This window comes from Pseudonocardia sp. GCM10023141, from assembly GCF_042653605.1.
In genome coordinates, this window is the sequence record NZ_JBHSIR010000068.1 from 149,173 (window position 1) to 175,306 (window position 26,134).

The window sequence follows — 26,134 nt, forward strand, 5'->3', positions numbered from 1 at the left end:
GGAATCTCGCCGATGCTGAGGGGGTGACAGGGCAGGATCGCGGGGTGACCCGAACCCGGCTGCTCATGTGGGACGTCGACCGCACGCTCCTGTGGGGCGGTGGGATCGGCGTGGAGGCCTACGCCGCGGCGTTCACCGCCGTCACCGGGGTGGCGTGGTCCGGGGTGCTCGTCGCGGCCGGGCGCACCGACCTCTCGATCACCCCGGAGCTGTTCGCCCACCACGGCATCGACGACGCCGACCCGCACCTCGAAGCCTTCTTCAACCGGTACGCCGGCGAGTTCGCCACCCGCCACGACCAGTTCGCCACCCAGGGCAGGCTGCTACCCGGGGTCGCCGAGGTGCTGACGGCGCTCGCGGAGCGGCCGGGCGTCGTGCAGACGCTCGTCACGGGCAACATCGCCGCCGTCGGGATCGGCAAGGTGGCGGCGCTGGGGCTGGACCGGTTCTTCGACACCACCATCGGCGGGTACGGCGACGACCACGCGGTGCGCAGCAAGCTCGTGCTGCGCTCCCGCGAGCGGGCCGAGGCCGTGCACGGGCCCATCGCGGACACCGATGTGCTGGTCATCGGCGACACCGTGCACGACGTGGCGGCCGCGCTCGGGGCCGGGGTGGTGGCCGTCGGGGTGGCCACCGGGCCGGCCACGGCGGCGGAGCTGGCGGCCGCGGGCGCCCACCACACGTTCGACGACCTCAGCGACGTCGCCGCCGCCGTCGCCGTGCTCACCGGCTGACGAGGGCTCGTTCCACGTTCTCCAGGTCGGTCACCAGGCTGAACAGCCAGGCCCAGACATCGAACGCGCGCAGCGCCTCTTCCGGTGCCGCGGCGAACTCGCCGCTGAGCCGCTGCGCCGCGATCGCGGCGCGGGCACCGGCGGCGGCGCCGTCCGGAACGACGCCACCGGACACGGCGACGGCCGCCGAGCGGAAGGCCCCGGCGAGCACGACCGCTGCGGCGCGCACGCGGTCGGCGAGCTCCGGCCACGGCAGCGCGTCGGCCTGCGGGTGCTCGGCGCGCAGTACCGCGGAGTCCGTGACGACCCGGCGCACGACCCCGACCAGCACCAGCCAGTCCGGGTCGGCTCCCGGACCGGCGGGCTCGGACCGGTACTGCGCATAGGTGTGGTCGAACAGGTCCGCGAGGCGCCCCAGCTCCGGCGCCGGCGGGCCCGGGGCGTCGGGGCCGGTGAGGAACGCCGCGGTCGCGCCGATCTCGGCGGCGGCGGCGTGCAGCGCGGCGGCGGCCACCCGGCGGACCTCACCGCGGCCGCCACGGGGCCAGACCGCGGCGCCGATCAGCGCCCCGACGAGCCCGCCGACGACGACGTCGAGCAGCCGCGTCTCGGCCAGCCGCCACGTCGCGGGCGCCACCTGGGCGAAGATGACCGCCACCACCACGGTGAAGCCGGCCTGGCCGGCGGCGACGCCGAACAGCGGGCCCGCGGCGAAGGCGACGACCATCAACAGCGGCGCGAGCGCCGCGTAGACCGGGACGTCCGTGCCGAGCAGCGTCAGCACGCCCCCGGCCACGGCCGCGCCCACCACGGTCCCGGCGAACGCCGGCACCAGCGCCGAGCGGCTCGCCACCGCCGACGTCCGCATCAGGCTCAGGGTGGCCAGCAGCACCCAGAACCCGTGCGAGAGGTCGAACGCGCCCGCCACGGCCCTGGCGGCTGCGAGGCCGAGCGCCAGCCGCATGGCGTTCTGCAGGTACACCGAGCGCACGGTGAGGTGCACCCGCAGCCGTCGACGCCACAGCCCGGCCGTCGTGGCGTGCAGGAACCACAGGCCCGCGGGCGTGGCGGCCGCGGCAGGCGGCGGCTGACCCTCGGCGCCGCGGACGGCTAGCACGAGCGTGCGCGTGGACTCGGTGATCGCGGCGACGGCGAGCGCTGCCATCAGCCGGGGCGGTGGGCCGATCCCGCCGGCGAGCCGCTGACCACGCCGTTCGAGGTAACGGTCGAAGGCGGTGTCCAGGTCGGCCGTGTCCAGCGACGCCGTTCCACCCTCGAGCACCCCAGCCTCGAGCACCGCAGCCACCCGCTCCAGCGCCTCCGCGACGGCGCCCACCACGGCGGCCGCCTCCGCGGAGGCCGGGGCGACGTCCGGGGCGCCCAGCAGGTCGGCGTAGCTGCCCAACCGGGCCGTGAGCAGCCGCACCGCGGTCGCCGCCGCCGTCAGGCTCCGGTCGTGCAGCCCGGGACCGGAGGGCCGCATCGGCGTCGGCACCGCGGCCAAGCGCAGCTGCGCCGCGACGTCGTGAGCATCGGCCCGCAGCGCGCCCAGCGACGCCCCGTCCGGCGCGGCACCCGCGAGCAGTGCCCCCTGCAGCGCATGTGCGTAACCGGCGGCTGCGGCCGCGGAGCGGGCGATGCGGGGCACGACGTCGGCGGGGGTCGGGGGCGGCAGCATCACCCGATCGGCCAGCGCGAGCAGTCCCACGCCCAGCGCGAGCCCGATCAGCCGCGCGTCGAGCGTGTCGGGGGCGTACGGCGGGAAGCAGGGCAGCACGTAGAACAGCTGCAGCCCGTTGGCGATCCCGGCCGGTCGCGGCCCACCGATCCCGGCGTACGCCACCGCGAACCCGACCACCAGCATCCCGACCGACGCCGCAACGGTGTCCACCGCCAGCAGCGTCCCGATGGTGACGAGCACGAGCCCGGCGAGCAGTGCGGCCAGGTAGGTACGGGTGCGGGCCGCGGGCGTACCGCTGACGTCGGAGAGCACCCCCATCGCGATCGCCCCGAACAGCGCGTACAGGGCCGCCGTGGCGTCCCCGATGCCGTACCGGCACACCGCGAAGCCGACGGTGGCAGCGACCGTCACGCGCACGGCGCGCCGCACGACGGTGAGGTCCGGGTCGCGGCGCCGCAGCCCTGCCGTCGCGCGCTGCGCGACCGTCATCCGAAGTCGACGACCTGCAGGTTCAGCGGGAGCTGGCGGTGATGTGCCCCGGCCAGCGCGGCCGGATCCACGGCCACGGTGGCGGCGACGGGAGCGAACGGCGGAGCGAGCGCCTCCTCGCCGGTGGCGCGGCCCTGCCCGGTGAACGCGGTGAACACGTAGGGCAGGCTGTTGCTGAGCAGCGGCGACGGGCCGTCCATCACGTGGAAGTGCAGGTGCGGGGCGTCGGTGTTGCCGGTGTTGCCCAGCTTGCCGAGCACATCGCCGGTGCGGACGTGATCGCCCGGGTGCACGGTGAGCGAACCGGGCTGCAGGTGGGCGTAGAAGGCGAACCGGCCGTCGCCGATGTCGACGACGACGTTGTTGCCGCCCGCCGTCTGCACCGTCTGGCCCGCGGGGAGGGCTCCGGGTACCTGCTCGGGCTGACCGTCCTGGGTGCTGACGACCGTGCCGTCGGCCACCGACAGGATGTCGTCACCGAAGTAGGGCCATGACGCGGTGGCGGCCGGATCGCCGGTGTAGAGGTGCCCCGCGGCGTCGACCTGCACGAAGTCGATGGCGAAGCGCTCGGCGACGTGCACGGTGCCGTCGATGGACAGCGTGGCGCCGCGGTGCGCGTTGAGCACGCAGCACCCGTTGCCCACGATCCAGCCCCCGCCCCGCAGCGGTGGTGCGACCTCGACGGCCTCCTGTGGCGACACCGTCACCGGCACGCCGCCGAACGCGACCTGCTGCGCCGCACCCGAACCCGTCAGCGTCATGGCGAAGTGGTGGCGCAGGCCGGTGGGCACCGGCGCGTCGGCGGCCAGCGTGGCGTCGAGGAAGAGGTAGCCCGAACCGCCGGGCGCCAGCGCGGTGCCGGTGCCCGGTCCGGACGGGCGCAGCGCGGCGGCCAGCGCCGGGCCCTCGACGGTGGTGACGACGGCGTCGCCGTGGCCGGCGTCGAGGGTGGACACGCTGGTCAGCGTCACGGTGCTGGCGCTCTGGTTGGCGATCACCAGCTCGTAGGCCAGGTGCACGAGGTTGTCGGCGCCGAGCACGGGTGCCGCGGGAGCGAGCGGGAACACGGCGATCGGGCTCAGCACCGCGGCGGCGTCGTTCCCGGCTGCCGGGGCGGCCGTCGCCGGGGCGGGGGTGGCGGCGGCGGCCACCGAGCAGCCGGTCAGGCCCAGCGCGGCGGCGGCGACGGCCGCCAGCGCACGTCGTCGGGGTGCCCGCGATGGCGTCGGCATGTGAGCTCCTCACGCAGCGCCACCCGGTGTGGCGGACGCCGAGGACTCGCCGGGCGGGACCGGGGTGTTACCCCGCACACACCGCAGGTGCACCGCACACACCGTGCATGGTGTGTGCGGGCACCCGGAGGTGTGTGCGAGCAGCGTCCGCCTACTTGTCCTTGGCCAGTCCGGCCCGGCGCAGCGCGTCGGCCATGGCGCTGTTGCCGAGACCGCCGCCCCCACCGGTGGAGCCGCCGCCCGGTCGCCCACCGCCGCCGCCGCCGCGGCTGTCGCGCCGGTCGCCACCGCGGTTGTCGCCACCCCGCTTGTCGCCCGCCTTGGCGTCGGGACGGCCACCCTTGCCGCCGCGCTTGTCGCCGCCGCGGCCCGGCTGCTCGCCGCCCCGGTTCTCCCGGGGCGCGCCGCCGCGGTCCTGCCGCGGCTGCTTGCCGGCGCCGGGCTCGTCGTCGAGGCGCAGCGTGAGCGAGATGCGCTTGCGGGCCTCGTCGACCTCCATCACCTTGACGCGCACGACGTCGCCGGACTTGACGACCTCGCGGGGGTCGGAGACGAACTGCTTGGACATCGCCGAGACGTGCACGAGCCCGTCCTGGTGCACGCCCACGTCGACGAACGCACCGAACGCGGCCACGTTGGTGACCTGCCCCTCCAGGAGCATGCCCGGCTGCAGGTCGGAGATCTTGTGGACGCCCTCGGCGAACGTGGCGGTGCGGAAGGCCGGGCGCGGGTCGCGGCCGGGCTTCTCCAGCTCGGTGAGGATGTCGGTGACGGTGGGCAGCCCGAACTGCTCGGTGACGAACTGCTTGGGCTGCAGCGACTTCAGCTTCGGCGCGTTGCCGATGAGCGCGGAGATGTCGACCTTGGCGGCGCCCAGGATCTTGCGGACCACCGGGTAGGCCTCGGGGTGCACGCCGGAGACGTCGAGGGGGTCGTCGCCGCCGCGGATGCGCAGGAAGCCCGCGCACTGCTCGAACGCCTTCGGGCCCAGCCGCGGCACGTCGGCCAGCGCCGTGCGGGTGCGGAACGGGCCGTTGGTGTCGCGGTGCAGCACGATCTGCGTGGCCAGGCCCTCGGTGATGCCCGAGACGCGGCGCAGCAGCGGCACCGAGGCGGTGTTGACGTCGACGCCGACGGCGTTCACGCAGTCCTCGACCACGGCGTCGAGCGAGCGCGAGAGCGCCGACTCGGCGAGGTCGTGCTGGTACTGGCCCACGCCGATGGACTTGGGGTCGATCTTCACCAGCTCGGCGAGCGGATCCTGCAGGCGCCGCGCGATGGAGACGGCGCCGCGGATGGTGACGTCGAGGTCGGGCAGCTCGGCCGATGCGTACGCCGAGGCCGAGTACACCGACGCCCCCGCCTCGCTGACGACGACCGGCACCAGCTTGAGCGCGGGGTTCTTGGCCGCGAGCTCGCGGGCGAGCTGGTCGGTCTCGCGCGACGCCGTGCCGTTGCCGATGGCGATCAGCTCGACGTTGTGGGTGGCCGCCAGCCTCGTGAGCGTGGCGAGCGCGGCGTCCCACGCCTTGCGCGGCTCGTGCGGGTAGATCGTGTCCTTGGCAACGACCTTGCCGGTGGCGTCGACGATGGCGACCTTCACACCAGTGCGCAGGCCGGGGTCCAGCCCCATCGTGGGGCGGCTGCCGGCGGGCGCGGCCAGCAGCAGATCGCGCAGGTTGGTGGCGAAGACGCCGATGGCGCCCTCCTCCGCGACCGTGCGCAGCCGCACCCGGATGTCGATGCCCAGGTGCAGCAGGATCCGGGTGCGCCAGGCCCAGCGGACGACCTCGCCGAGCCACTTGTCGGCCGGGCGGCCCTGGTCGGCGATGCCGAAGGCCATGGCGATCGTGCGCTCGAACTCGGTCGGGATGGCGGGCTCCGCGGGCGCGTCGGACGGCTCGAGCGCGACGTCGAGGATCTCCTCCTTCTCCCCGCGGAACGCCGCGAGGATCCGGTGGCTCGGCAGCTTGGTGAACGGCTCGGAGAAGTCGAAGTAGTCGGCGAACTTGGCGCCCTCGGTCTCCTTGCCCTCGCGCACCTTCGTGACCAGGCGGCCCTTCGTCCACATCCGCTCGCGGAGGCCGCCGATCAGATCGGCGTCCTCACCGAAGCGCTCGACGAGGATCGCGCGGGCGCCCTCGAGCGCGGCGGCGACGTCGGCGATCGTCTCGTTGAGGTAGCCGGCGGCCACAGCGGCGGGATCCTGCGCCGGATCGGCCAGCAGCGTGTCGGCCAGCGGCTCCAGCCCGGCCTCGCGGGCGGCCATCGCCTTGGTGCGGCGCTTGGGCTTGAACGGCAGGTAGATGTCCTCCAGCCGGGCCTTCGACTCCGCCGCGAGGATGCGCTCCTCCAGCTCGGGGTCGAGCTTGCCCTGCTTGCGGATCTCCTCGAGCACCGCGGTGCGGCGCTCCTCCAGCTCGCGCAGGTAGGTGAGCCGTTCCTCGAGCGTGCGCAGCTGCGCGTCGTCGAGGGTGCCGGTGGCCTCCTTGCGGTACCGGGCGATGAACGGCACCGTCGCGCCGCCGTCGAGGAGCTCGACGGCCGCTTCGACCTGGTTCGGCCGGACGCCGAGCTCGTCGGCGATGCGCTGCTGGACGGTGAACTTCGTGCGGGGCGCCGTGCTGCTGGTCACGGGTACATGTTGACGGGTGGGACCGACGGAATCACCCCCGGGCCGCCACTTGGGGCCGGATGGCCGCTGACTAACATCCGCGGCGTGCCCCGCAGCGGCCGTCCCCCGTCGTGGGAGACCGCTGTGCGCCCGGCCGTCTCGGTGATCATGCCGGTCCGCGACACCCCGCCGGGGCTGATCCTGCGGGCCGTGCGCAGCGCGATGGTGCAGGACTGCGCGGAGCCGATCGAGGTCGTGGTCTGGGACGACGGGTCCACCGACGCGGCCACCATCGCGTGCGTCAGCGGCCTGACGCGGCTCAACGGCATCCCGACCCGGATCGGTGCGGGCCTTCCGCGACGGGCGCAACCGCGGCATCTCCGCGCCGCGCAACGCCGCGTGCGACCAGGCCACCGGCACCTGGTTCATCTGGCTCGACAGCGACGACGAGCTGCCGGTGTCGTCGATCCGGACGCTGCTGGCCGCCACGCGCTCGGGGGCCCGGTTCGTGCTCGGGCAGTGCGAGGTGCACCGGCTCGACGGCAGCAGGGTCTCCCACCGCAACGACACGTTCATCCACTACTGGCGGCAGCTGCACCGCGTGGTCGGTGATCCGTTGTTCAGCACGGTGTTCGCCGTGCACGGTGCCATCGTCCACCGCGATCTCTTCGGGAAGGTCGACGGTTTCGACCCGCGCGTCCGCTATGCCGAACTCACCGATTGGTTCCTGCGCGTGATGGGCTGGTTACAGCCCGACGACGTCGCTGTGGTCAGCACCGAGACCTACCGCTCTTTCAAGCGCCCCGACTCGCATTCCGCCGATCGCGAGCAGCTCGAATACCACCGGTGCGCCGCATTGCGCCGCTACGGCGAGACGTGGGGCTACTTCACGCTCCCGACCGTGCAATTCGGCCGGCACTGCCCGCTCACGGGCGCCCGGCGGTACAACGTGCTCGCCGCCGACGGCACGGTGCTCGTGTCGGCCATGGACGAGTTCGCGGTGCACGCCGCTACCGCGATCATGGCCCCGTCAGCGATCATGGTCCCCTCAGCCCAGCTGCGTGACCGTGAAGGCCGACATCGGGATGCGGGCCAGCGGTTCCCGGCCCTGCTGCAGGTCGTCGAACCGATCACCCCAGTCCTGCATCCGCGGCCCGAAGTGCCGGTGCCGCAGGCTCGACGTCGAGCGCCTTGTGCCGCGCCTCCGGCGGCGCGCTGCGGCTGCGTTCCTCGACCGGCACCTCGATGAACAACGGATCCGGCCCGAGCCGCTTGTATTCCGGTGGCACCCGATCGCGCCATTTCAGACCGAGAGTGCGCCAGAGCCCTTCGGTCACGACTTCGCAGCGAAGGTAGCGCCGCCGTTCGGCCGTCGGCATTTCCTCGAGGATCGAGGTGGACGGCCGCCGCGTGCTCTCCGAGCATGGCTAACCATATCACGCAGAAATCACACGATGTCCAGTTCGAGTACGGATCCGTACCCCGAATGGACATACCGCCACCAATGTCTGAGAACCGGCCGGAACTGTATCGCGCGCGGTATTGGCCGAACCCCCGGAGACATGTCCCACTGGTCACATCACGAAAGGGTGTGGTGGAGATGCTGAGAAGTGTGGCCAAGGTTCTCGCGACGCTGATCGCTGTCGCGTTCCTGCTGGGACTCGTCCTCGGGCTCTACCGGGGCTTCAGGGCGGGCGCAGCGATGCCCTCGACGACCGCCGTCGGCATGGCCTGGTCCGGCCGGTCCGCACGCCGGTGCGCGCCCGTCGAGAACGACGTTACCGTGATCAACAGGCCCTTTCGATCATGACAACGTCGTTCTCGACGGTCGATCGGGTCAGCTGGTTCCGGCGCTTCGGTGTTGCTCGATCCGCCTCGCCAGGTCGTCGACGCCCCGCTGCAGCCCGGCCCGGCTCACGAGTGCGCCCGCGCGTTCTGGAACGCGCCGATCCGGCACTGGAGCGCATCGGGGATCGAGAGGGTCATGGTGATCCTTTCGTGGACAGGGCCGCGTTAGGCTCACCGGTGCAATCCCGAGCCGTGCCGCGCGGCCACTGGTTTCGTGGTGTGGTTCCGGTCCGGAGCGGCGCGCCAACGCCGCCCCGGACCGTCTTGCTCACTCCGGAGGTGCCACCTCCGGCGTCATCAGGTCGGCGAGGTCGGCCGGCCAGCTCAGGCGCCCGTCCGTCAGCTCGGCCACCACCGACGCCACCCAGTCCCGCTCGGCCGAGACCCTGGCCAGCTCGCACTCGACCTCGAGCAGCACCACGCGCGGCACGGGCGTCTCCGCGAGCGTGCGCTCCATGGCCACGGCGCTCGTCGCGAGCGCGTCGTGGCGGGCCTGCAGCGCCGTCGCCGCGTCGGCCGGGGCGAGGCACCCGACGAACGACAGCGCCGCCACCAGCAGCGTCGCGTCCGCATCGGGCGTGGCCAGCAGCCTCTGCACGCGAGCCACCAGCTCGACCCGGCCGGCGGCGGTCAGCGCGTAGACGATCCGTTCCGGACGGGTGCCGTCGCGGATCGTGTCGGCGATGCCGATCAGCTCATCGCGCAGTAGTCGCTCGACGGAGTGGTACATGCTCCGCGGCAGGCCCGTGACGAAGTCCTTGTGCGTGTCGATCATCATGCGGTGCATCTCGTAGGTGTGCCGCGGGCCGGTCAGCAGCAGCGCGAGCACGGTGAGCCCGGGCAGGTCCCGATCCGCGCGGCGCAGCGTCATCCACGGCGTCCCTGATGCATGCTGCACTAGGGCATGTTGCCATAGTCGCCGCAACGGCCGCCCTGCATTCAGCGGTACGTGACGCTCCCCGTCACCGACGGCGCCCGGCCCGGGGCCCCGGCACTGAGCGGCCCGTCGGGTTCGGCGGCGGCGAGGATCGGCGTGCCCGCGAACGCGGGCCGTTGCAGCCGGTAGGAGAACTCCGCGACCTCCCGCTCCGGCGCGAACCGCCGGGGCAGCTCCAGCAGGAGCAGCGCCAGCAGCGGCCCGTGCACCACCAGCCCGGGATAGCCCTCCACCCCGGTGACGTAGGGCTGGTCGTAGTGGATGCGGTGGGTGTTGTAGGTGAGCGCGCTGAAGCGGAACAGCACCGGCGCGTCGGGTTGCAGCACCACCTGCCAGGGCAGCGCGGTGGGCGCCACCGCGGGCACTTCGACCGGCTGGGCGGCCGTCGGGAGACCGCGCTCGACACCGGCGGGCTGGCTGCGATAGGCGAAGTCCTGCTCCTCGTCGAGCACGACGTCGCCCCCCACCAGGTACTCGTGGCGCAGCTTCACGAACACCATCGACCCGCTGCGCCCGGTCTTCGGCGTCGCCGACACCAGCGACGACCGGCGCGTGACCTCGTCGCCCACCCGCAACGGGGCGTGGATCCGCAGCAGCCCGCCTGCGAACATCCGGCGCCGGTCGGGCAGTGGCGGCAGGAACCGGCCGTGCGCCGGGTGGCCGTCGTCGCCGAGCTCGGCCTGCGCGGGGTGCTCGAGCAGGTGGAACCAGTGCCACATCGGCGGCAGGACGTCACCCGGTGCGGGCTGGTCCAGCAGCCCGGCGAACGCCTCGCCGGGCCAGGCGTCGATGCGGGCGACGGTCTCGACGGGCGCTGGCGCCCATCCGGTCAGGTACGTGCCGAGGTCCACGCCCCCATCCTCGCAAACTCCCGTCGAGAACGTGGTTGCTGTGATCCACAGGACCTGTTGATCACAGCAACCACGTTCTCGACGGTCAGGTGCGGACCAGCAGGGCCACGGACTCGAAGTGATGCGTCATCGGGAAGGCGTCGAACGCGCGCAGCTCGGCGAGCTCGTAGCCCTGCGCCGAGAACCCCGCGACGTCACGGGCCAGCGCCGCCGGGTCGCACGCCACGTAGACGATGCGGGCGGGTGCCCGCAGGCTCAGCGCGTCGACCAGCTCGCGACCCAGGCCGCGGCGGGGCGGGTCGGCCACGATGACGTCGGGGCGCCCGACGAGGCCGCCCAGCACGTTCTCGACGCGCCCGATGCGCCAGTCCACCTGGGGCAGGTCGGCCAGCGCCGCCCGCCCGTCGGCCACGGCCTGGCGCGCCGACTCGACGACCGTGACGGAGCCTTCCGGACCGACCTGACCGGCCAGCACCGCCGCGAACAACCCGACGCCACCGTAGAGATCCCACGCGACACCACCCGCCGGGGCGGCCGCCCACTCCCCCACCACCGCGGCCAGCGCGTCCGGCAGCGCCGGATGCACCTGCCAGAAGACGCCGGGCGAGAGCAGCCACTCGCGGCCGGCGGCGCGCTGCACGGCGGGGCTGCCGTCGTCGGCGTGCACCACACCGTCCACGTCGACGGTGACCTCGACCTCGTCACCGGGTGCGAACTCGTGGTCGAGCACCGGAGCGAGCGTGCCCGCCGGAGCGAGCGAGCAGTCGGCGATCGGGAGCACGTCGTGGCTGCGGTGGGCGCGCAGGCCCGCGCGCCCCTCCTCGTCGACGGCCAGCCGAACCCGGCTGCGCCAGCCGAGCGGGCCGCCCGGCAGCTCCTCCACCACGACGGGCCATGCGACGTCGGCGAGGCGTTGCAGCTGCTCGGCGAGCACCGCGGCCTTGAGGTCGCGCTGGGCCTCGGGGGTGGCGTGCTGCAGGTCGCAGCCGCCGCACCCCCCGGCCCGGGCCCAGGCGCACGGCGCCGAGACCCGCTGCGGTGAGGGCGTGAGCACGGCGACGGCGTCGGCCCGGCAGAACGCGCCGCCGCCGTCCTCGGTGACGACGGCGCGCACGCGCTCACCCGGCAGCGCGTGCCGGACGAACACGACGCGGCCGGGCCCGCTGGGGTCGTCCTCGGGGTGGGCGCGGGCGACGCAGTGGCCGCCGTGCGCGACGGGGCCGACCTCGAGCTCGAGGATGCGGTCGGTCCAGTCGACTGGCGGCCGGACGATCGGGGTGGCTGGCATGGCGATTCCTGTCACGGACTGCGCTTCACGGGCTCGGATTTCACGGGTTCGGCGGGTACGGGCGCCGACGCGGCGCCGACGGGTTTGGTGGCTTCGTAGCCGCGTCGCACCGAGCCGGGCGCGAGCTCCGGACGGCGGGCGGCAGCACGTTCGGACGACTCGAGCTGCCACGGAACGCTCGTGACCATGACACCCGGCTGGAACAGCAGCCTGCCCTTGAGGCGCAGCGCGCTCTGGTTGTGCAGGATCTGCTCCCACCAGTGGCCCACCACGTACTCCGGGATGAACACGGTGACCACGTCGCGCGGGTTGCTCGAGCGGATCCGCTTCACGTAGTCCAGCACCGGCTTGGTGATCTCGCGATAGGGCGATTCGATGACCTTGAGCGTGACCGGGATCTTGCGCTTCTCCCACTCGAGCATGAGCTTCTTCGTGTCGGCCTCGTCGACGTTGACGGTGACCGCCTCGAGCTGGTCGGGCCGGGTGGCACGGGCGTAGGCGACGGCCCGCAGCGTGGGCTTGTGCAGCGTGGACACGAGCACGATCGCGTGGTTGCGCGACGGCAGCACCCCGTCGCCCTCGCCGGCGACGAGCTCGGCGGACACCCGGTCGTAGTGCTTGCGGATGGCCTGCATGAGGACGTAGAAGACCACCATGCCGGCGATGGCGATCCAGGCCCCGCGGGTGAACTTGGTGATCAACACGATCACCAGCACCACACCGGTCATGATCGCGCCGAAACCGTTGATGATCTGGGAACGCCGCATCCGGCGGCGGGCGCCCGGCTCGGTCTCCACGGCGAGCAGCCGGTGCCAGTGGCGCAGCATGCCGCTCTGGCTGAGCGTGAACGAGGTGAACACGCCAACGGTGTAGAGCGCGATCAGCCGCGTGACGTCGGCCTGGAACCCGACGACCAGCACGACCGCGACGCCGGCCAGCACCAGGATGCCGTTGGAGAAGGCGAGGCGATCACCGCGGGTGTGCAGCTGGCGGGGCAGGTACCGGTCCTGCGACAGGATCGAGCCGAGCACCGGGAAGCCGTTGTAGGCGGTGTTGGCCGCCAGCACGAGGATCAGGGCGGTGAACACGATGACGAAGAAGAAGCCGGGCCGGAAGTTGCTGAACACCGCGTCGGCCAGCTGCGCCACCAACGTCTGCTGGACGTAGCCGGCAGGTGCGCCGACGAGCTGGCCGGCCGGGTCCTCCGCCATCTTCGCGCCGGTGATCAGCGCCAGCGTGACGAGCCCGGAGAACATGACCACCGAGATGCCGCCCAGCATGAGCAGCGTGGCGGCGGCGTTGCGCGACTTCGGCTTGCGGAACGCCGGCACGCCGTTGCTGATCGCCTCGACCCCGGTGAGCGCCGCGGCGCCCTGGGTGAACGACCGCAGCACCAGCAGCACGAGCAGGATCCCCGTGTGGTCCTCGCCGTCGGGCGCGAGCTGGAAACCCGCGCTCTCGGCCAGGATGTGGTCACCCAGCAGGATGCGGGTGAAGCCCCAGATGATCATCGCGGCGATCCCGGCGATGAACGCGTACGTCGGGATCGCGAACGCGACACCCGACTCGCGGATGCCCCGCAGGTTCACGGCGGTGAGCACCACGATGGCGCCCACCGCGAACTCGACCTTGTGATCGGCCACCCACGGGATCAGCGCGCCGATGTTGGCAGCGGCCGACGAGATCGAGACGGCGACGGTCAGCGTGTAGTCCACGAGCAGCGCGCTCGCGACCGTCAGCCCCGCCCGCGGCCCGAGGTTGACCGTGGCCACCTCGTAGTCGCCCCCACCGGACGGGTAGGCGTGGACGTTCTGGCGGTAGCTGGTGACCACCGTGAGCATCACGACCACGATGGCGAGACCGACCCACGGCGAGTAGACGTACGCCCCGATCCCGCCTGCCGACAGCGTCAGGAAGATCTCCTCGGGCGCGTAGGCCACCGAGGACATGGCGTCGGATGCGAACACCGGCAGCGCGACACGCTTGGGCAGCAGGTTGTGAGACAGTCGATCACTGCGCTGGGGACGCCCCACCAGTATGCGTTTGACGGCGACGCCGAGCTTGGGCACAGCAGAAGCCTATGCGGTGGGCCGCAGGTCAACGCGATAGCGTTCCCTTTGCGGCGCGCAGGGGTGTGGTGTGCGCCGGGATTGTGCGTACCGTCCGGAATGCGCATCGGACCCATGAGGTGGGAAGGGCCACGATGTACGTCGTGATCATGGGATGTGGGCGGGTCGGCTCGTCCCTGTCCGCAGGGCTCGAACGGCTGGGCCACGAGGTCGCCGTGATCGACAAGGACCCCCAGGCGTTCCGCAGGCTGAGCCCGGAGTTCCGGGGTCGTCAGGTCGTCGGGCAGGGCTTCCACCGCGAGGTCCTCATCGAGGCCGGGGTCGAGAAGGCGCAGGCCTTCGCCGCCGTCTCGAGCGGGGACAACTCCAACATCATCTCCGCGCGGGTGGCGCGCGAGACGTTCGGCATCGAACGGGTCGTCGCCCGCATCTACGACGCCAAGCGCGCCGCGGTGTACGAGCGTCTGGGCATCCCCACCGTCGCCACCGTCCCGTGGAGCACCGACCGCCTGATGCGGATGCTGCTGCCCGACGGCGTGGCGTCGGCGTGGCGCGAGCCCACCGGCACCGTCGCGATCCTGCCGCTGCCGGTGCACGAGCTGTGGGCCGGACGCCCCGTGCGCGAGCTCGAGGCCGCCACCGGCAGCCGCGTCGCGTTCATCGTCCGGTTCGGCACCGGCGTGCTCCCCAAGCCCGACACGGCCGTCCAGGCCGAGGACGTCGTCTACGTCGCGGCCGTGTCCGGCACGGTCAGCGACGTCACCGCAGCTGCCGCCGCCCCGCCGCAGGAAGGCTGATCCGCATGCGCGTCGCGATCGCAGGGGCCGGTGCCGTCGGCCGGTCCATCGCACTGGAGCTGGTGGAGAACAAGCACCAGGTCATGCTCATCGAGCGGGAGCTGTCCCACATCGAGCCCGAGGCCGTCGAGCAGGCCGAGTGGGTGCACGCCGACGCCTGCGAGCTCGCGTCGCTGGAGGAGGCCGGCGTCGAGAGCTGCGATGTCGTCATCGCCGCCACCGGCGACGACAAGGTCAACCTCGTGGTCTCGCTGCTCGCGAAGACGGAGTTCGCGGTGCGCCGCGTCGTCGCGCGCGTGAACGACCCCCGCAACGAGTGGCTCTTCGGCGAGAACTGGGGCGTCGACGTCGCGGTGTCCACCCCCCGGCTGCTCGCCGCGCTCGTGGAGGAGGCCGTGGCCGTCGGAGACCTGGTGCGACTGATGACGTTCCGGCAGGGTCAGGCCAACCTCGTCGAGGTCACGCTTCCCGCCGACACCCCGCTCGCGGGCCGTCCGGTGCGCTCGATCAAGCTCCCCGTCGACTCGGCGCTCGTCGTGATCCTGCGTGGCGGCCGCGTGATCGTGCCGCAGTCCGACGATGCGCTGGAGCCCGGCGACGAGCTGCTGTTCGTGGCCACGTCGGCCGTCGAGCAGGACATCCGGGCGGCGCTGGAGGCCTGAACGACCGCGCCAACCCGTTGGGCACCGCGCCGATGTCGAGACGTTGGCGCGGTGGCCACGGGGTTGGCGCGGTGGGCCCCGGCGGAGCCCCGCCGGGGCCCTCAGCGCGGCCGCGCCAACCAAATCGCCACCGCGCCGATGTCGGGACGTCGGCGCCGTGGCTACTGGGTTGGCGCGGTGGGGTGCGGGGTGCGGTTGGCGCGGTTGACGGCCACCACGGTGCCCAGCAGCGCCAGCCCGAACAGCGGGTAGCCCATGGCCAGGCGCGCGATGCCCAGCAGCGTCTCGGCGTCGGCGTTGTACAGGAATCCCTGCACCACCAGGCGCAGCGCGAACACGATGGTCCAACCCACGCTCGCCCACATGTAGGCGCGCAGCATGCGGGGGTTCTCCCGCCACGACTGCCCCTCGCCCTTGATGCCGTGCCACACCACGCCGGCCAGCGGCCAGCGCACGATCACGGACACGAGGAACGCGAGGCCGAGCGCGGCGCTGGTGATGAGCCCCGGCAGGTAGAAGCCGCGCGCCTCACCGGTCTTGTACGCGATGAACGCCGCCACCCCGACGGCGAACAGGCCGCCGATCGCGGGCTGCAGCGGCTGCCTGCGGACGATGCGGTAGATCGCGACGGCCACGCCGGTGGCCAGCGACGCGATCAGCGCGGGCTGCAGCGACGCGACGATGTTGACCACGACGAACACGGCGACCGGGATGGTGGAGACCACCATGCCCTCGATGCCGCCCATCTGCTCGAGGATCGTCGGGAACTCCCGCTCGGCGGGCTCGTCGACGGGCGCGATCTCCTCCGTGCGCGGCTCCGCGTCGCCGGTGGCCGGCGGCACGGCACGCATCTCCACGGTAGGGGGATCGGCCGGGCGGAGCTCCGTCGAGCGGGGATCCGGTGCGGGTGAACCTGCCGTCACTGGGCCTGGCAGATCTCGTAGAACGGGTTGTAGAGCACCTTGCGCCCATCGCGGATGGCGAGGCGCCCGCGCACCCGCATCGTGCGCCCGGGCTCGATACCCGGGATTCGGCGTCGTCCCAGCCAGATCAGCGTGACTCCCTCGGTTCCGTCGAAAAGCTCGGCCTCCAGGGACGCATCCGCGTCCTGAGGTCCGAACTCCACGCTGCGTAACCTACCGAACACGGTGACTTCCTGGCCGCAGGCACACTCGGCGGCGCGCTGGGCGCCCTCCTGTACAGCGTCTTCGGAGAGGTCATCGGCGTCGAGAACCTCGACGTCGCTCGTCAGCTTGCGCAGCATGCGACGGAACGTGCCGCCCTCGGTGCCGCCCATCTCTCTCCCAAGTCGCTGCGAGCCCCGAACCGGGCCCGATACATTCCCAATGTAACCCGCCGGAAACCTCCCCCGCTGACCCTGGCAGGCACCGATCGCACCGATCGGGTCATGGTTGCCACGTCGTGCGCCGAACGGTCGTTTACCACCATGATCAGTGCTGTTGTCCTGCCCGGTTCCGCATCGGACGAGGTTTTTGTCCGATCCGCGTTCCGGGGCCCGTTGGGCGCGGTCGGGATCACATTGCAAGCTCCGTCACCCCGGCACGGCGCCGATGTGGTCGACGGTTACCGGGCAGCTCTCGACGCGGCGCTGGAGCGGGCGGTCACCCATGGTGAGCGGTTCGTCGCGGGCGGGGTCTCGCTGGGGGCTCACGTCGCGGCGACGTGGGCGGCGCAGCGCCGCCACGACGCGGGCGAGCACCTCGCCGGGCTGCTGCTCGCGCTCCCGGCATGGTCGGGCCCCGCTGCCGGCGCACCCGCCGCGCAGGCCGCCAGAGCCACCGCCGACCTCGTGCGCGCCGGTGGTGTCGAGGCGGCGCTGGCTGCCGCCCGCACCGGGTCACCGCCCTGGCTGGCCGCCGAGCTGAGCCGGGCGTGGCCGGGCTACGGGTCGGGGCTCGCGGCCGCGCTGGACGCCGCGGCCGCCGAGCCGGGACCGCGACCGGCCGCGCTGGCGTCGCTGGCCGTGCCGACCGGGCTCGCCGCGCTCGTCGACGACCCGGTGCACCCGCTGGCCGAGGCGCGGCACTGGCTGTCGCTGCTGCCGCGCGCCGTGCTCCACACCGCGACGCTGGCGGCGTTCGGTGCCGATCCCGAGGTGCTCGGCCGGGCGACCGTGCTGGGCTGGCTGCAGGCCGGGCAGCTCCGCGACGGTCCCCCGCCGGGGCGTCACTCCGGCCGGTAGTGCCGCCCCCTGGGCGGCGGCGCGTGCTCCCGCACCAGCGCAGCCACCGGGGACTCGGACCCGTCCGGCCCGCTGTCGGCCGCGCGGCGGTGGTGCGACCGCTCCCGCACGAACTCGGGCTCCCGTACCGGCCGGACCGCGGGCCAGTCGCCCGTCGAATGGTCGGCGGCGACGGTGCCGTGGCGCCCGAGCGACAGCGTGTACGCCGGCGCCGGCATCGTCTCGGACGTGCGCCCGAACCGGCCACCGTCCTCCTCAGGCTCGGCACCGAACAGGGCGAGCCCCGACAGGCCCGGATCCCGCCGCTGCGAGACATCGGGGTCGGGAGGTGCGTGCCGGGGCGCAGCGAGCGGGGACGGCGACACCGAGTACGGGAGTGCGGCCGCGATCTCGGTGTCGACGGCATGCTCCTCGGCTCGGCGCCGGTTGCGCCGCGGGAGCGCCGCACCCTCCGGGTCCGAACGGACCTCGATGACCGGGGCCGGGGTCGGATCCGGCTCGGCCGCGCGGCGCCGCGACCGGCGGGAGGTGTCGACGGCGAGTCGCTCGGCGAGTGCGAAGACCGACGTGGTGTCGGTACCCGGCGTCGCATGACGGCGGCCGCGGCCGGGCGCGAGCACCGGGAAGGGCTCGGTCCGCGCGTCGCCCCCGACCGGATCGACGGGCGTCGGCTCGATGACGAGGTGCCGCCCGGAACGGCTGCTCACCGGCTCCGGTTCCACCTCCACCGGAGCCTCGACGGGAGGGGCCTCGACGGGAGGGGCCTGCGGAGTGGGCGGCACCGCGAGGTGCCGGGCGGAGCGGGTGGCCTCGGGATCCGCAGCGGCCCGACGGCGACGGCGGGGCGCGGCTGCGGCCGGTTCCTCAGGTTCCGGGGACGTCCCGCTCAGGAGCGCGACCGCGGGCACGGACGGGTCGGCGAGGTGGCGGCGTCCCGTGCTCGACAGAGCGGCCGCGCCCGCGTGCCGGCCGGGCCGGAAGGTGCCGGGCGTTTCGGGGGCGGGCGTGTCGGTGCCGGGCGTTCCGGGGGCGGGCGTGTCGGTGCCGGGCGTTCCGGGGGCGGCGCCCACCGCGAGGTGCCGTCCCGAACCGGTCACCGCCGGCTCCGCGACCGGTGCCGGGGGCGCAGCGGGCGCGGGAGCGGCCCGCAGATGGCGACCCGGAGTCGGGTCGAACGACCAGGGCTGGGTGGCCACCGGCTCCGCACGCAGGCGCCGCCGCCCGGCCCGCGGGGTCGAGTCGGTGGTGACGACGGGCGTCGGCACCGTCGGGAGCTCCGCCTCGGGCACCGCCGGGGACTCGGGGAGTGGCGGCGCGGCGGGTGGGGCCGGTGCGAGGTTGTCGGGGTCGACGTCGAGGTCGAACACCGACGGGTCCTCGACATCCGCGATGACCTGCAGCGGATCGGCCCAGAGCGCGCCGACGTCGGCCTTCTCGAGGTCGACGTCGTCCCGGTCCGGTGTGGGGGCCGGCGCGGCCGGTACCGGCGGCGAGACGGGTGGCCGCAACGGCTCGGGGACCGCGGCGTTCGCCGGGGCGGGTGTGATCGGGATGACCCGGCCGGGAACCTGCCGCACGCGGCCGTTGCGGCCCGACGGGAACAGCTGCGGCCACAGCTCCTGGGTCTCCCCGTCGGCGTCCGCGCCGGCCGGGCGGCCGAAGCCGTTGCGCGGCGCCACCACGTTGGTCGGGACGGCGGCGGTGTCGTCGCTCGGGGCGTACCGCGCCGGCGGGGGCGGCGGGGGTGGTGCCGGCTGTGCCCTCGTGGGTGGGGCAACGGCCTGGGCCGCCGCGGCCTCGGCGACTTCTGCGGCGGCCGCTGCGGCTGCCTCGTTCGCGGCGGCCTCCGCGAGGTGTTCCGGGGTCGTCAGCGGCAGGACCGTGCGCACCGGGTACGGGGCCTTGCCCCGCACGACGACGGTGGCGCTCAACATCCGGCGCAGCTCCACGTCGAGCGGTCCGGCGTCGCGGGTGGGCCCGGTGGCCACGCCGTAGAGCATCCAGCGGGGCCCGTCGACACCGACGAAGACCGACGTGGCGGCGCCGGTGGTGGCGTGCAGCTCGCGGCCCCAGTCACCGGTGAACGTGCGGACCCGGGCGCCGCCCTCGCGCAGGGAGACCTCGATCTCCTTGACCAGCTCCGGCCACAGCGCCGACGACTTCGGGGCGGCCAGCGCGCTCACCGACAGGCGACCCTCCGGCAGGGAGACGTGCACGGCCTGCATCCGCCCGCCCTCGGCGGGCTCGAGCGCGACGGTGCCGCGGGTGGGGACCGCCACGCGGACGGCCCCGAAATCGACAATGCCAGTGGCGTCGGTGGCCTCGGGGTCGATGTCGTCGACGTCGTAGGGTCCGCGCCCGGTGGAGACGTCGTCACCGGGCAGGTACTCCTGGGCCTGGGTGTCGTCGTCCAGCACCGGGTCGACCTGCAGTGCGGCCTGCCGCCGTGCCGCCACTAGGCAGGCCCCTGAGACGCCAGCCGCTCGTGCCCCCCGGTGGAGCCGTGCCCGCCGGCCCCCCGCTCCGACGGCGGCAGGTCGGCGATCTCGACGAACGACGCCCGCTCGACGCGCTGCACCACCAGCTGGGCGATCCGGTCTCCGCGCTGCAGCCGGATCTCCTGGCGCGGGTCGAGGTTGACCAGGCACACGCGGATCTCGCCGCGGTAGCCGGAGTCGACCGTGCCGGGGGCGTTGACGATCGACAGCCCCGCCTTCGCCGCCAGGCCAGAGCGAGGGTGGACGAAGCCGGCGTAGCCGGTGGGGAGCGCGATGGCCACGCCGGTGCCGACGAGCTGCCGCTCCCCCGGCGCGAGCACGACGTCGGACGTGCAGTGCAGGTCGGCGCCTGCGTCACCGTCGCGCGCATAGGCCGGGATCGGCAGCCCGGCATCGAGACGGGTCAGGAGCACCTCGACCGGCCGTTCTGTCGCTGGCGCGACGAGCGGTGCGGCGGGCGGCGCGTACGGGGGAGCATCGACGGGGCCGGGCACGACGGGCGACGCTACCCTCGACCACCGTGACCGAACATCCTTCGCCGCTCCCCGGAGCGACGTCCGGCAGCTCCGGGTTCGACGAGCGGTTGTCGGTGCCGTGGTGGTGGTACTTGCCGGTCATCGGAGTGGCCGTGCTGCTGGGCGCCGAGATTCACATGGGGTACCCGGGTGTCCGGTCCTGGATCGGCTACGCCATCTGCATCCCGGTGTTCGTCGGCGCGCTGTTCTGGCTGGGCCGCACCCGCATCCGGGTGGCCGACGGCGAGCTGCAGGTGGGGCCCGCGCGGGTGCCGCTGCGCCACCTGGGCCGCGCCGAGGTGGTGGCCAAGGCCGACAAGCAGCAGGCGTTGGGCCCCGACCTCGATCCGGCCGCCTACCTGATGCATCGCGCCTGGGTGGGGCCGGTGCTGCGGGTGGAGATCCTCGACCCGGCCGACAGCACGCCCTACTGGATCTTCAGTGTGAAGGACCCCGAGCGGCTGCTGACCGTGCTCGGGCACTGACCCCGGAAAGCGCATCGGGCAGCACGAAGCCCCGGATCGGTGAACCGGTCCGGGGTCGTACCGAGCTTCGGCCGTTCAGAGCAGCAGGTGCTGCTCAGGCCGCACAGTCGCGGCAGATGAACTGCGTGCCGTTGGTCTCGGCGAGCCTGCTGCGGTGGTGCACCAGGAAACAGCTGGCGCACGTGAACTCGTCGGCCTGCTTCGGCAGGACCTTGACGGTGAGCTCCTCACCGGAGAGGTCGGCACCGGGCAGCTCGAAGCTCTCCGCGGTGTCGGTCTCGTCGACATCGACCACGGACGACTGTGCCTCGTTGCGACGGGCCTTCAGCTCGTCGAGCGAGTCCTCGGCCATGTCGTCGGTCTCGTTGCGCCTCGGCGCGTCGTAGTCGGTTGCCATCGTTCCCACCCTCTTACACGTGCACCCAAAATTGCATACGGTCGTCGTCGTGCGGCTGGACAACGTCACAGCACCGGTGTTTGTGCCCGGCGCCGGAGTGACGCGGGTCTCAGCTTCTTGCCTGCCCGGAAGTGGATCTGTATTCGAGCCGGCAGCCCCCTGGCCGCGCAGAGGGTAGCTCAGCGTCGTACGCGCCGCCCGCCGCCCCGGCCGAAGACCACCCGGCCGTTACTGTTCCGGGCGTGGCCGTCACTTCCGAGCCGGGTTCCGCCGGCGCCAGCAGTACCGTCGAACCCGGCGCCGCTGAACATGCCGCCGAGCATCCGGGCGCCGACCCCGGCGCCGTCGGCTCCTGGCTCGCCGAGCGTCTCGACGACCCGCGGTGGCGAGCCAGCACGTTGAGCCCGATCGGCGCCGGGCGGTCGAACCTGACCTATCGCGTGCAGAGCGAGGCGGGTGCGGTCGTGCTGCGCCGCCCGCCGGTCGGGGAGGTCGCGGCCACCGCGCACGACATGGGCCGGGAGCGGCGCGTCATCACCGCACTGGCCGGCACGCCGGTACCGGTGCCGCGGGTGCTGGCGTGGTCGGACGGCGGCCCGCCCGTGGACGCTCCCTGCTTCGTGATGGAACTCGTCGAGGGCGTCGTGCCGCTCGGGGAGCTGCCGCCGGGCTGGGCCACCACCGAGGCGGAGCGCGGCCGCGCCGCCACCGCGCTGATCACCACGCTGGCGCAGCTGCACGCCGTCGACCCGGCTGCGGTCGGGCTCGCCGACTTCGGCAGGCCCGACGGGTTCATGGCCCGGCAGGTCCGGCGCTGGAGCACGAACTGGGAGATGGCGCGCTCCGCGGGGCTCGACTTCGACGACGCCACCATCGCGGATCTCACCCGGCTGGCCGAGTCGCTCGCCGCCGACGTGCCCACCAGCCAGCGCGACACGATCGTGCACGGCGACTACCGCATCGACAACTGCCTGTTCGACCGCGCCGACCCCGGTCGCGTCACGGCGGTGCTCGACTGGGAGATGTCCACCCTCGGCGACCCCATGGCCGATCTCGGGCTGATGCTCGTCTACTGGCACCAGGCCGTCGAGACACCGGCCTGGGAGGCGGCGAGCTACATCGCCACCCCCACGGCGCTGCCCGGTTTCCCGACCCGCGCGGAGGTCGTCGAGGCCTACGCGGCGAGCACCGGGCTCGACATGGCACCGCTGCCTTGGTACGTCGCGTTCGGTGCGTTCAAGCTGGCCGTCGTGCTGGCCGGGATCCTCGCCAGGGTCCGGGCCGGCATGGTGCCCGCGTCGATGGCAGCCGGGCTGGAGGGCAGCGCCGCACCGCTCGTCACGCTCGGGCTGCACGTGCTCACGGAAGGACTGGCCTGATGGGCACCCCCACCCGGCCCTACCAGCGCCGCAGGCGGCGGCCGGTGGCGATCCTCGTCGCGGTGCTGGCCGTGCTGGCCGTCGCCACCTGGACGGTGGTGCTCGTCGCGGCGTCCGGCTCGTCGGGTGCGGGCAAGTGCCCGGTCCCCGTCGCGGGACCCGCCGTCGGGGAGGCGCTCGCGCGGGACGCGCTCACCGCGGTGGCCCCCACCGCGCCGTCCAGCGTGCCGGTGCTGGTGATCAACGGTGGCGGGCAGCGGGGCCAGGCCAACCTGGTGGCCGCGCAGCTCGGGGATCTGGGCTTCGCGCAGTCGGCGCCGCCCGGCAACGACCCCTTCTTCGCCGACGGCACCCTCAAGTGCGTCGGGCAGATCCGCTTCGGCAAGGCCGGTGCGGCCGGGGCCAGCACGCTGGCGCTCGTGGTGCCGTGCGCCGAGCTGATGCGCGACGGCCGCGCCGACACCACGGTGGACCTGGCCGTCGGCACGAGCTTCCGCGACCTCAACCCGACCAAGGCGGTGCGCGACGCGCTCAGCCACCTGACCGTGCCCGGCGGCGGCAGCGACGGGGCCGGCAACGCCGATCCCGGCGCCGCCGACAACCCGCAGGCGGGCATCGATCCCGCCACCCTGGCGACGCTCCGCGCGACCACCTGCTGACCTCGCACACCCTCACGGGTCGTCGCACGGGCTCCACGGTGTGCGACGACCGGTGAACCTGTGCGAGGTCACCGGTCTAGACGCCGGCGGCCCCGTGCTGTCTCGCCAGCTCCGCTAGCTCTGCTGCGACACCGGGGGCGGCGGCGAACAGCGCGTCGTCGCCCAACCCGTCGGCGGGCGGGACGCTGCCTGCAGGTCCCGGGACGCGCACGACGGCCCCGGCCTCGGACGCCACGAGCGCGGCGGCCGCCCAGTCCCACCAGTTGCAGCCGTGTTCGAGGTAGGCGTCGGTCCAGCCGGCCGCCACGGCGCACAGGTCCAGCGCGGCCGACCCGGTGCGGCGCACGTCACGCACCAGCGGCAGCAGCGCACCGACGAGCCGGGCCTGGCGGACGCGACGCTCCGGGCTGTAGCCGAACCCGGTGCCCAGCAGCGACATCGCCGCCTCCGACACGCTCGAGACCCGCAGCGGCTTCCCGTCGAGCGTGGCACCCTCGCCGGCTGCGGCGCTCCACAGGCGCCCGGACGCCGGCTCCACCACGGCGCCTGCCAGCGACTGCCCGTCGCGGGCCGCCGCCACCGACACCGCGTACCAGGGCAGGCCGTAGAGGAAGTTGACGGTGCCGTCGATCGGGTCGAGCACCCAGTGGATCCCATGACCGGACGCGACGCCGCCGTGCTCCTCCCCCACGACGACGTCGCCGGGGCGCAGCTCGGCGAGCCGGGCGCGCAGCAGCGTCTCGACGGAGTGGTCGGATGCCGTGACGACGTCGGTGCGCGTGCTCTTGGTGGCCACGCCGTCGCCCGGTTCGCCGTCCCACGGGCGGGGCAGCCCCCGCAGGTGCTCGGCGGCTTCGAGCGCCACCTGCTCGGCGATCGCCCGCAGTGCCTGCGGGCTGTCAGCTGCGGAAGCGGCTGCGGCGCCGCTGCCGGCCGCGATCACCGGTTCGTCCGTGCCGGGCGGCCGGGGCGGCGGCTGGACCCGCCGGTGGACCCGACGATCATGGGATTGCGCATGTGGCCATTGTGCCGCCGCCCGGCTCGGAGCTGGGACGACCCCATGCAAGCAGTCGCTTACATCCATCGTGGAGGGGCTCGCGTGACGCGCGGAGAAGCCAAGGCGCGTACAGATCCGAACACGCAGTTACAATGGCTCGGTACACCGCACCCGGATCACCTCCGTCGAGCACGAACGGACGGCGATCGGGCGGGATACTCGAACCGATCTCGACCGACAGCCGGTTGTTTGCGTCCCGGCTCCCGGCAGAGCGCACCGTAGCGAGAGGGCCTAGTGGCAGCCGCAGACTCCGCAAGCCGCAACGACACGACCGTCGACCCGATGGACGTTGCACCAGCGCGCCGACCTCGGCCGCGCACAGCAGCGGCCGCGGCGACGAAGACCGTCTCCAAGGCGGCCACCCGGCCCCGCGCCGGAGCCGCCGCCAAGGGAGCTCCGGCCACCAAGGGCAAGGGCGGTGACGACGCCGTCGACCTCGATGGTGGCGATGCCGACCTCGAAGGCGCCCCCGAGGTCGGCGACCTCGAGGAGGTCGACGTCGAGCTCGAGGCCGACCTCGTCGTCGACACCGCAGAGGTCGTCGTCACCGATGGTGCCGACGATGACGATGACGACGACGATGACGACGACGAAGAGGTGGCCAACACCGGCGCCAACCGTCGCAGCCCGTCGGCGCGCGAGCGCTCCTCCACGCCGCAGAAGTCCGGCGACTTCGTCTGGGACGAGGAGGAGTCCGAGGCGCTGCGGCAGGCCCGCAAGGACGCCGAGCTCACCGCCTCGGCCGACTCGGTCCGCGCGTACCTGAAGCAGATCGGCAAGGTCGCGCTGCTCAACGCGGAGGAGGAGGTCGAGCTCGCCAAACGGATCGAGGCCGGCCTCTACGCCGCGGAGCGGATGCGCCGCTCGATCGACGCGGGCGAGAAGGTGTCCCCGCAGCTGCGCCGTGACCTGCGCTGGATCGTCCGCGACGGCGAGCGCGCCAAGAACCACCTGCTCGAGGCCAACCTGCGCCTCGTCGTCTCGCTGGCCAAGCGCTACACCGGCCGCGGCATGGCGTTCCTGGACCTGATCCAGGAAGGCAACCTGGGCCTGATCCGTGCGGTCGAGAAGTTCGACTACACCAAGGGCTACAAGTTCTCGACCTACGCCACGTGGTGGATCCGGCAGGCCATCACCCGCGCGATGGCCGACCAGGCCCGCACCATCCGCATCCCGGTGCACATGGTCGAGGTCATCAACAAGCTGGGTCGCATCCAGCGCGAGCTGCTCCAGGACCTGGGCCGTGAGCCCACCCCGGAGGAGCTCGCCAAGGAAATGGACATCACCCCGGAGAAGGTGCTGGAGATCCAGCAGTACGCCCGGGAGCCCATCTCGCTGGATCAGACCATCGGCGACGAGGGCGACAGCCAGCTCGGCGACTTCATCGAGGACAGCGAGGCCGTCGTTGCGGTCGACGCGGTGAGCTTCACGCTGCTGCAGGACCAGCTGCAGTCCGTGCTGGCCACGCTGTCCGAGCGCGAGGCCGGCGTCGTCCGGCTGCGGTTCGGCCTCACCGACGGCCAGCCGCGCACGCTCGACGAGATCGGCCAGGTCTACGGGGTCACCCGCGAGCGGATCCGGCAGATCGAGTCGAAGACGATGTCGAAGCTGCGCCACCCGTCGCGCTCGCAGGTCCTGCGCGACTACCTCGACTGAGATCCGATTCCGCAAAAGACCTCTGAGCTGCGCAGGCGCGGCTCAGAGGTCTTTTGTTTGCGCTGCACAGCGCTCGCCGG

24 protein-coding genes are annotated in these 26,134 nt (G+C 73.2%); 10 read left to right on the forward strand and 14 right to left on the reverse strand.

The features are described from left to right. Positions 1–44: 44 nt before the first annotated feature. Positions 45–737, forward strand: a complete 693-nt coding sequence (locus ACFPFQ_RS40060) for a haloacid dehalogenase-like hydrolase (RefSeq protein WP_379628477.1) — start codon at positions 45–47, stop codon at positions 735–737. Here ACFPFQ_RS40060 and ACFPFQ_RS40065 read toward each other — a convergent pair. The 4 genes from ACFPFQ_RS40065 to ACFPFQ_RS40080 all read right to left on the reverse strand — a co-directional run bounded on the left by ACFPFQ_RS40065 (position 727) and on the right by ACFPFQ_RS40080 (position 7,076). Then, on the reverse strand, positions 727–2,907 hold the full coding sequence (locus ACFPFQ_RS40065) for an FUSC family protein (RefSeq protein ID WP_379628478.1): 2,181 nt from the start codon (positions 2,905–2,907) through the stop codon (positions 727–729). The genes ACFPFQ_RS40060 and ACFPFQ_RS40065 overlap by 11 nt on opposite strands. Continuing rightward, positions 2,904–4,139 (reverse strand): M23 family metallopeptidase, encoded by a 1,236-nt coding sequence (locus ACFPFQ_RS40070; RefSeq protein ID WP_379628479.1) that lies wholly within the window; start codon positions 4,137–4,139, stop codon positions 2,904–2,906. Before ACFPFQ_RS40070 ends, ACFPFQ_RS40065 begins: the two co-directional genes overlap by 4 nt. Positions 4,140–4,290: 151 nt before the next feature. Next, complete coding sequence (locus tag ACFPFQ_RS40075; protein WP_379628480.1) at positions 4,291–6,774, reverse strand: Tex family protein; 2,484 nt, start codon at positions 6,772–6,774, stop codon at positions 4,291–4,293. Further along, entirely contained in the window at positions 6,771–7,076 is a 306-nt protein-coding gene (locus ACFPFQ_RS40080) for a hypothetical protein (protein ID WP_379628481.1), read from the reverse strand. Before ACFPFQ_RS40080 ends, ACFPFQ_RS40075 begins: the two co-directional genes overlap by 4 nt. Positions 7,077–7,096: 20 nt before the next feature. Between ACFPFQ_RS40080 and ACFPFQ_RS40085 the strand changes: the two genes are divergently transcribed. Together ACFPFQ_RS40085 and ACFPFQ_RS40090 are read left to right on the forward strand one after the other, a co-directional pair. Next, on the forward strand, positions 7,097–8,002 hold the full coding sequence (locus ACFPFQ_RS40085) for a glycosyltransferase (protein ID WP_379628482.1): 906 nt from the start codon (positions 7,097–7,099) through the stop codon (positions 8,000–8,002). Positions 8,003–8,344: 342 nt separating this feature from the next. Further along, the gene (locus tag ACFPFQ_RS40090; RefSeq protein ID WP_379628483.1) at positions 8,345–8,563 is read left to right on the forward strand and encodes a hypothetical protein; all 219 of its coding nucleotides are present in this window, start codon (positions 8,345–8,347) and stop codon (positions 8,561–8,563) included. Between the two features lie 306 nt (positions 8,564–8,869). Here the strand turns inward: ACFPFQ_RS40090 and ACFPFQ_RS40095 are convergent, their stop codons facing one another. From ACFPFQ_RS40095 to ACFPFQ_RS40110, 4 genes are all read right to left on the reverse strand, one after another. Beyond that, positions 8,870–9,472: a PadR family transcriptional regulator gene (locus ACFPFQ_RS40095; protein WP_379628484.1), complete on the reverse strand. Its 603-nt coding sequence runs from the start codon at positions 9,470–9,472 to the stop codon at positions 8,870–8,872. Positions 9,473–9,540: 68 nt separating this feature from the next. Beyond that, positions 9,541–10,389, reverse strand: coding sequence for an FAS1-like dehydratase domain-containing protein (locus tag ACFPFQ_RS40100; protein WP_379628485.1), 849 nt, complete (start codon positions 10,387–10,389; stop codon positions 9,541–9,543). 85 nt (positions 10,390–10,474) lie between these two features. After that, positions 10,475–11,677 (reverse strand): class I SAM-dependent RNA methyltransferase, encoded by a 1,203-nt coding sequence (locus ACFPFQ_RS40105; protein WP_379628486.1) that lies wholly within the window; start codon positions 11,675–11,677, stop codon positions 10,475–10,477. Between the two features lie 11 nt (positions 11,678–11,688). Further along, the gene (locus ACFPFQ_RS40110; protein WP_379628487.1) at positions 11,689–13,746 is read right to left on the reverse strand and encodes an APC family permease; all 2,058 of its coding nucleotides are present in this window, start codon (positions 13,744–13,746) and stop codon (positions 11,689–11,691) included. A 134-nt stretch (positions 13,747–13,880) separates the two neighbouring features. Between ACFPFQ_RS40110 and ACFPFQ_RS40115 the strand changes: the two genes are divergently transcribed. Both ACFPFQ_RS40115 and ACFPFQ_RS40120 read left to right on the forward strand, forming a co-directional pair. After that, complete coding sequence (locus ACFPFQ_RS40115) at positions 13,881–14,543, forward strand: potassium channel family protein (protein WP_379628488.1); 663 nt, start codon at positions 13,881–13,883, stop codon at positions 14,541–14,543. A 5-nt stretch (positions 14,544–14,548) separates the two neighbouring features. Further along, on the forward strand, positions 14,549–15,205 hold the full coding sequence (locus ACFPFQ_RS40120; RefSeq protein ID WP_379628489.1) for a potassium channel family protein: 657 nt from the start codon (positions 14,549–14,551) through the stop codon (positions 15,203–15,205). A 161-nt stretch (positions 15,206–15,366) separates the two neighbouring features. Here ACFPFQ_RS40120 and ACFPFQ_RS40125 read toward each other — a convergent pair whose 3' ends face one another. Then, a complete protein-coding gene (locus ACFPFQ_RS40125) occupies positions 15,367–16,056 on the reverse strand; it encodes a DUF3159 domain-containing protein (protein WP_379628631.1) in 690 nt (229 codons plus the stop codon). Between the two features lie 68 nt (positions 16,057–16,124). After that, a complete protein-coding gene (locus ACFPFQ_RS40130) occupies positions 16,125–16,502 on the reverse strand; it encodes an OB-fold nucleic acid binding domain-containing protein (protein ID WP_379628490.1) in 378 nt (125 codons plus the stop codon). Positions 16,503–16,778: 276 nt separating this feature from the next. Between ACFPFQ_RS40130 and ACFPFQ_RS40135 the strand changes: the two genes are divergently transcribed. Further along, a complete protein-coding gene (locus ACFPFQ_RS40135; protein ID WP_379628491.1) occupies positions 16,779–17,408 on the forward strand; it encodes an alpha/beta hydrolase in 630 nt (209 codons plus the stop codon). Here the strand turns inward: ACFPFQ_RS40135 and ACFPFQ_RS40140 are convergent. Further along, positions 17,393–19,864, reverse strand: a complete 2,472-nt coding sequence (locus ACFPFQ_RS40140; protein WP_379628492.1) for a DUF3710 domain-containing protein — start codon at positions 19,862–19,864, stop codon at positions 17,393–17,395. The genes ACFPFQ_RS40135 and ACFPFQ_RS40140 overlap by 16 nt on opposite strands. Then, entirely contained in the window at positions 19,864–20,319 is a 456-nt protein-coding gene (dut, locus tag ACFPFQ_RS40145; protein ID WP_379628632.1) for a dUTP diphosphatase, read from the reverse strand. Before dut ends, ACFPFQ_RS40140 begins: the two co-directional genes overlap by 1 nt. 107 nt (positions 20,320–20,426) lie before the next feature. On the opposite strand from dut, the gene ACFPFQ_RS40150 reads away from it, so the two are divergent. Continuing rightward, positions 20,427–20,906: a DUF3093 domain-containing protein gene (locus ACFPFQ_RS40150; RefSeq protein ID WP_379628493.1), complete on the forward strand. Its 480-nt coding sequence runs from the start codon at positions 20,427–20,429 to the stop codon at positions 20,904–20,906. Positions 20,907–21,000: 94 nt separating this feature from the next. Here the strand turns inward: ACFPFQ_RS40150 and ACFPFQ_RS40155 are convergent, their stop codons facing one another. Next, complete coding sequence (locus tag ACFPFQ_RS40155) at positions 21,001–21,303, reverse strand: DUF4193 domain-containing protein (RefSeq protein WP_379628494.1); 303 nt, start codon at positions 21,301–21,303, stop codon at positions 21,001–21,003. A 242-nt stretch (positions 21,304–21,545) separates the two neighbouring features. On the opposite strand from ACFPFQ_RS40155, the gene ACFPFQ_RS40160 reads away from it, so the two are divergent. Next, the gene (locus ACFPFQ_RS40160) at positions 21,546–22,682 is read left to right on the forward strand and encodes a phosphotransferase family protein (protein ID WP_379628495.1); all 1,137 of its coding nucleotides are present in this window, start codon (positions 21,546–21,548) and stop codon (positions 22,680–22,682) included. Beyond that, positions 22,682–23,341, forward strand: coding sequence for an envelope integrity protein Cei (gene cei, locus ACFPFQ_RS40165; RefSeq protein ID WP_379628496.1), 660 nt, complete (start codon positions 22,682–22,684; stop codon positions 23,339–23,341). Before ACFPFQ_RS40160 ends, cei begins: the two co-directional genes overlap by 1 nt. A 76-nt stretch (positions 23,342–23,417) precedes the next feature. Here cei and ACFPFQ_RS40170 read toward each other — a convergent pair whose 3' ends face one another. Next, entirely contained in the window at positions 23,418–24,284 is an 867-nt protein-coding gene (locus tag ACFPFQ_RS40170; protein WP_379628497.1) for an inositol monophosphatase family protein, read from the reverse strand. Positions 24,285–24,632: 348 nt separating this feature from the next. Between ACFPFQ_RS40170 and ACFPFQ_RS40175 the strand changes: the two genes are divergently transcribed. Next, positions 24,633–26,054: an RNA polymerase sigma factor gene (locus tag ACFPFQ_RS40175; protein ID WP_379628498.1), complete on the forward strand. Its 1,422-nt coding sequence runs from the start codon at positions 24,633–24,635 to the stop codon at positions 26,052–26,054. Positions 26,055–26,134: the final 80 nt, after the last annotated feature.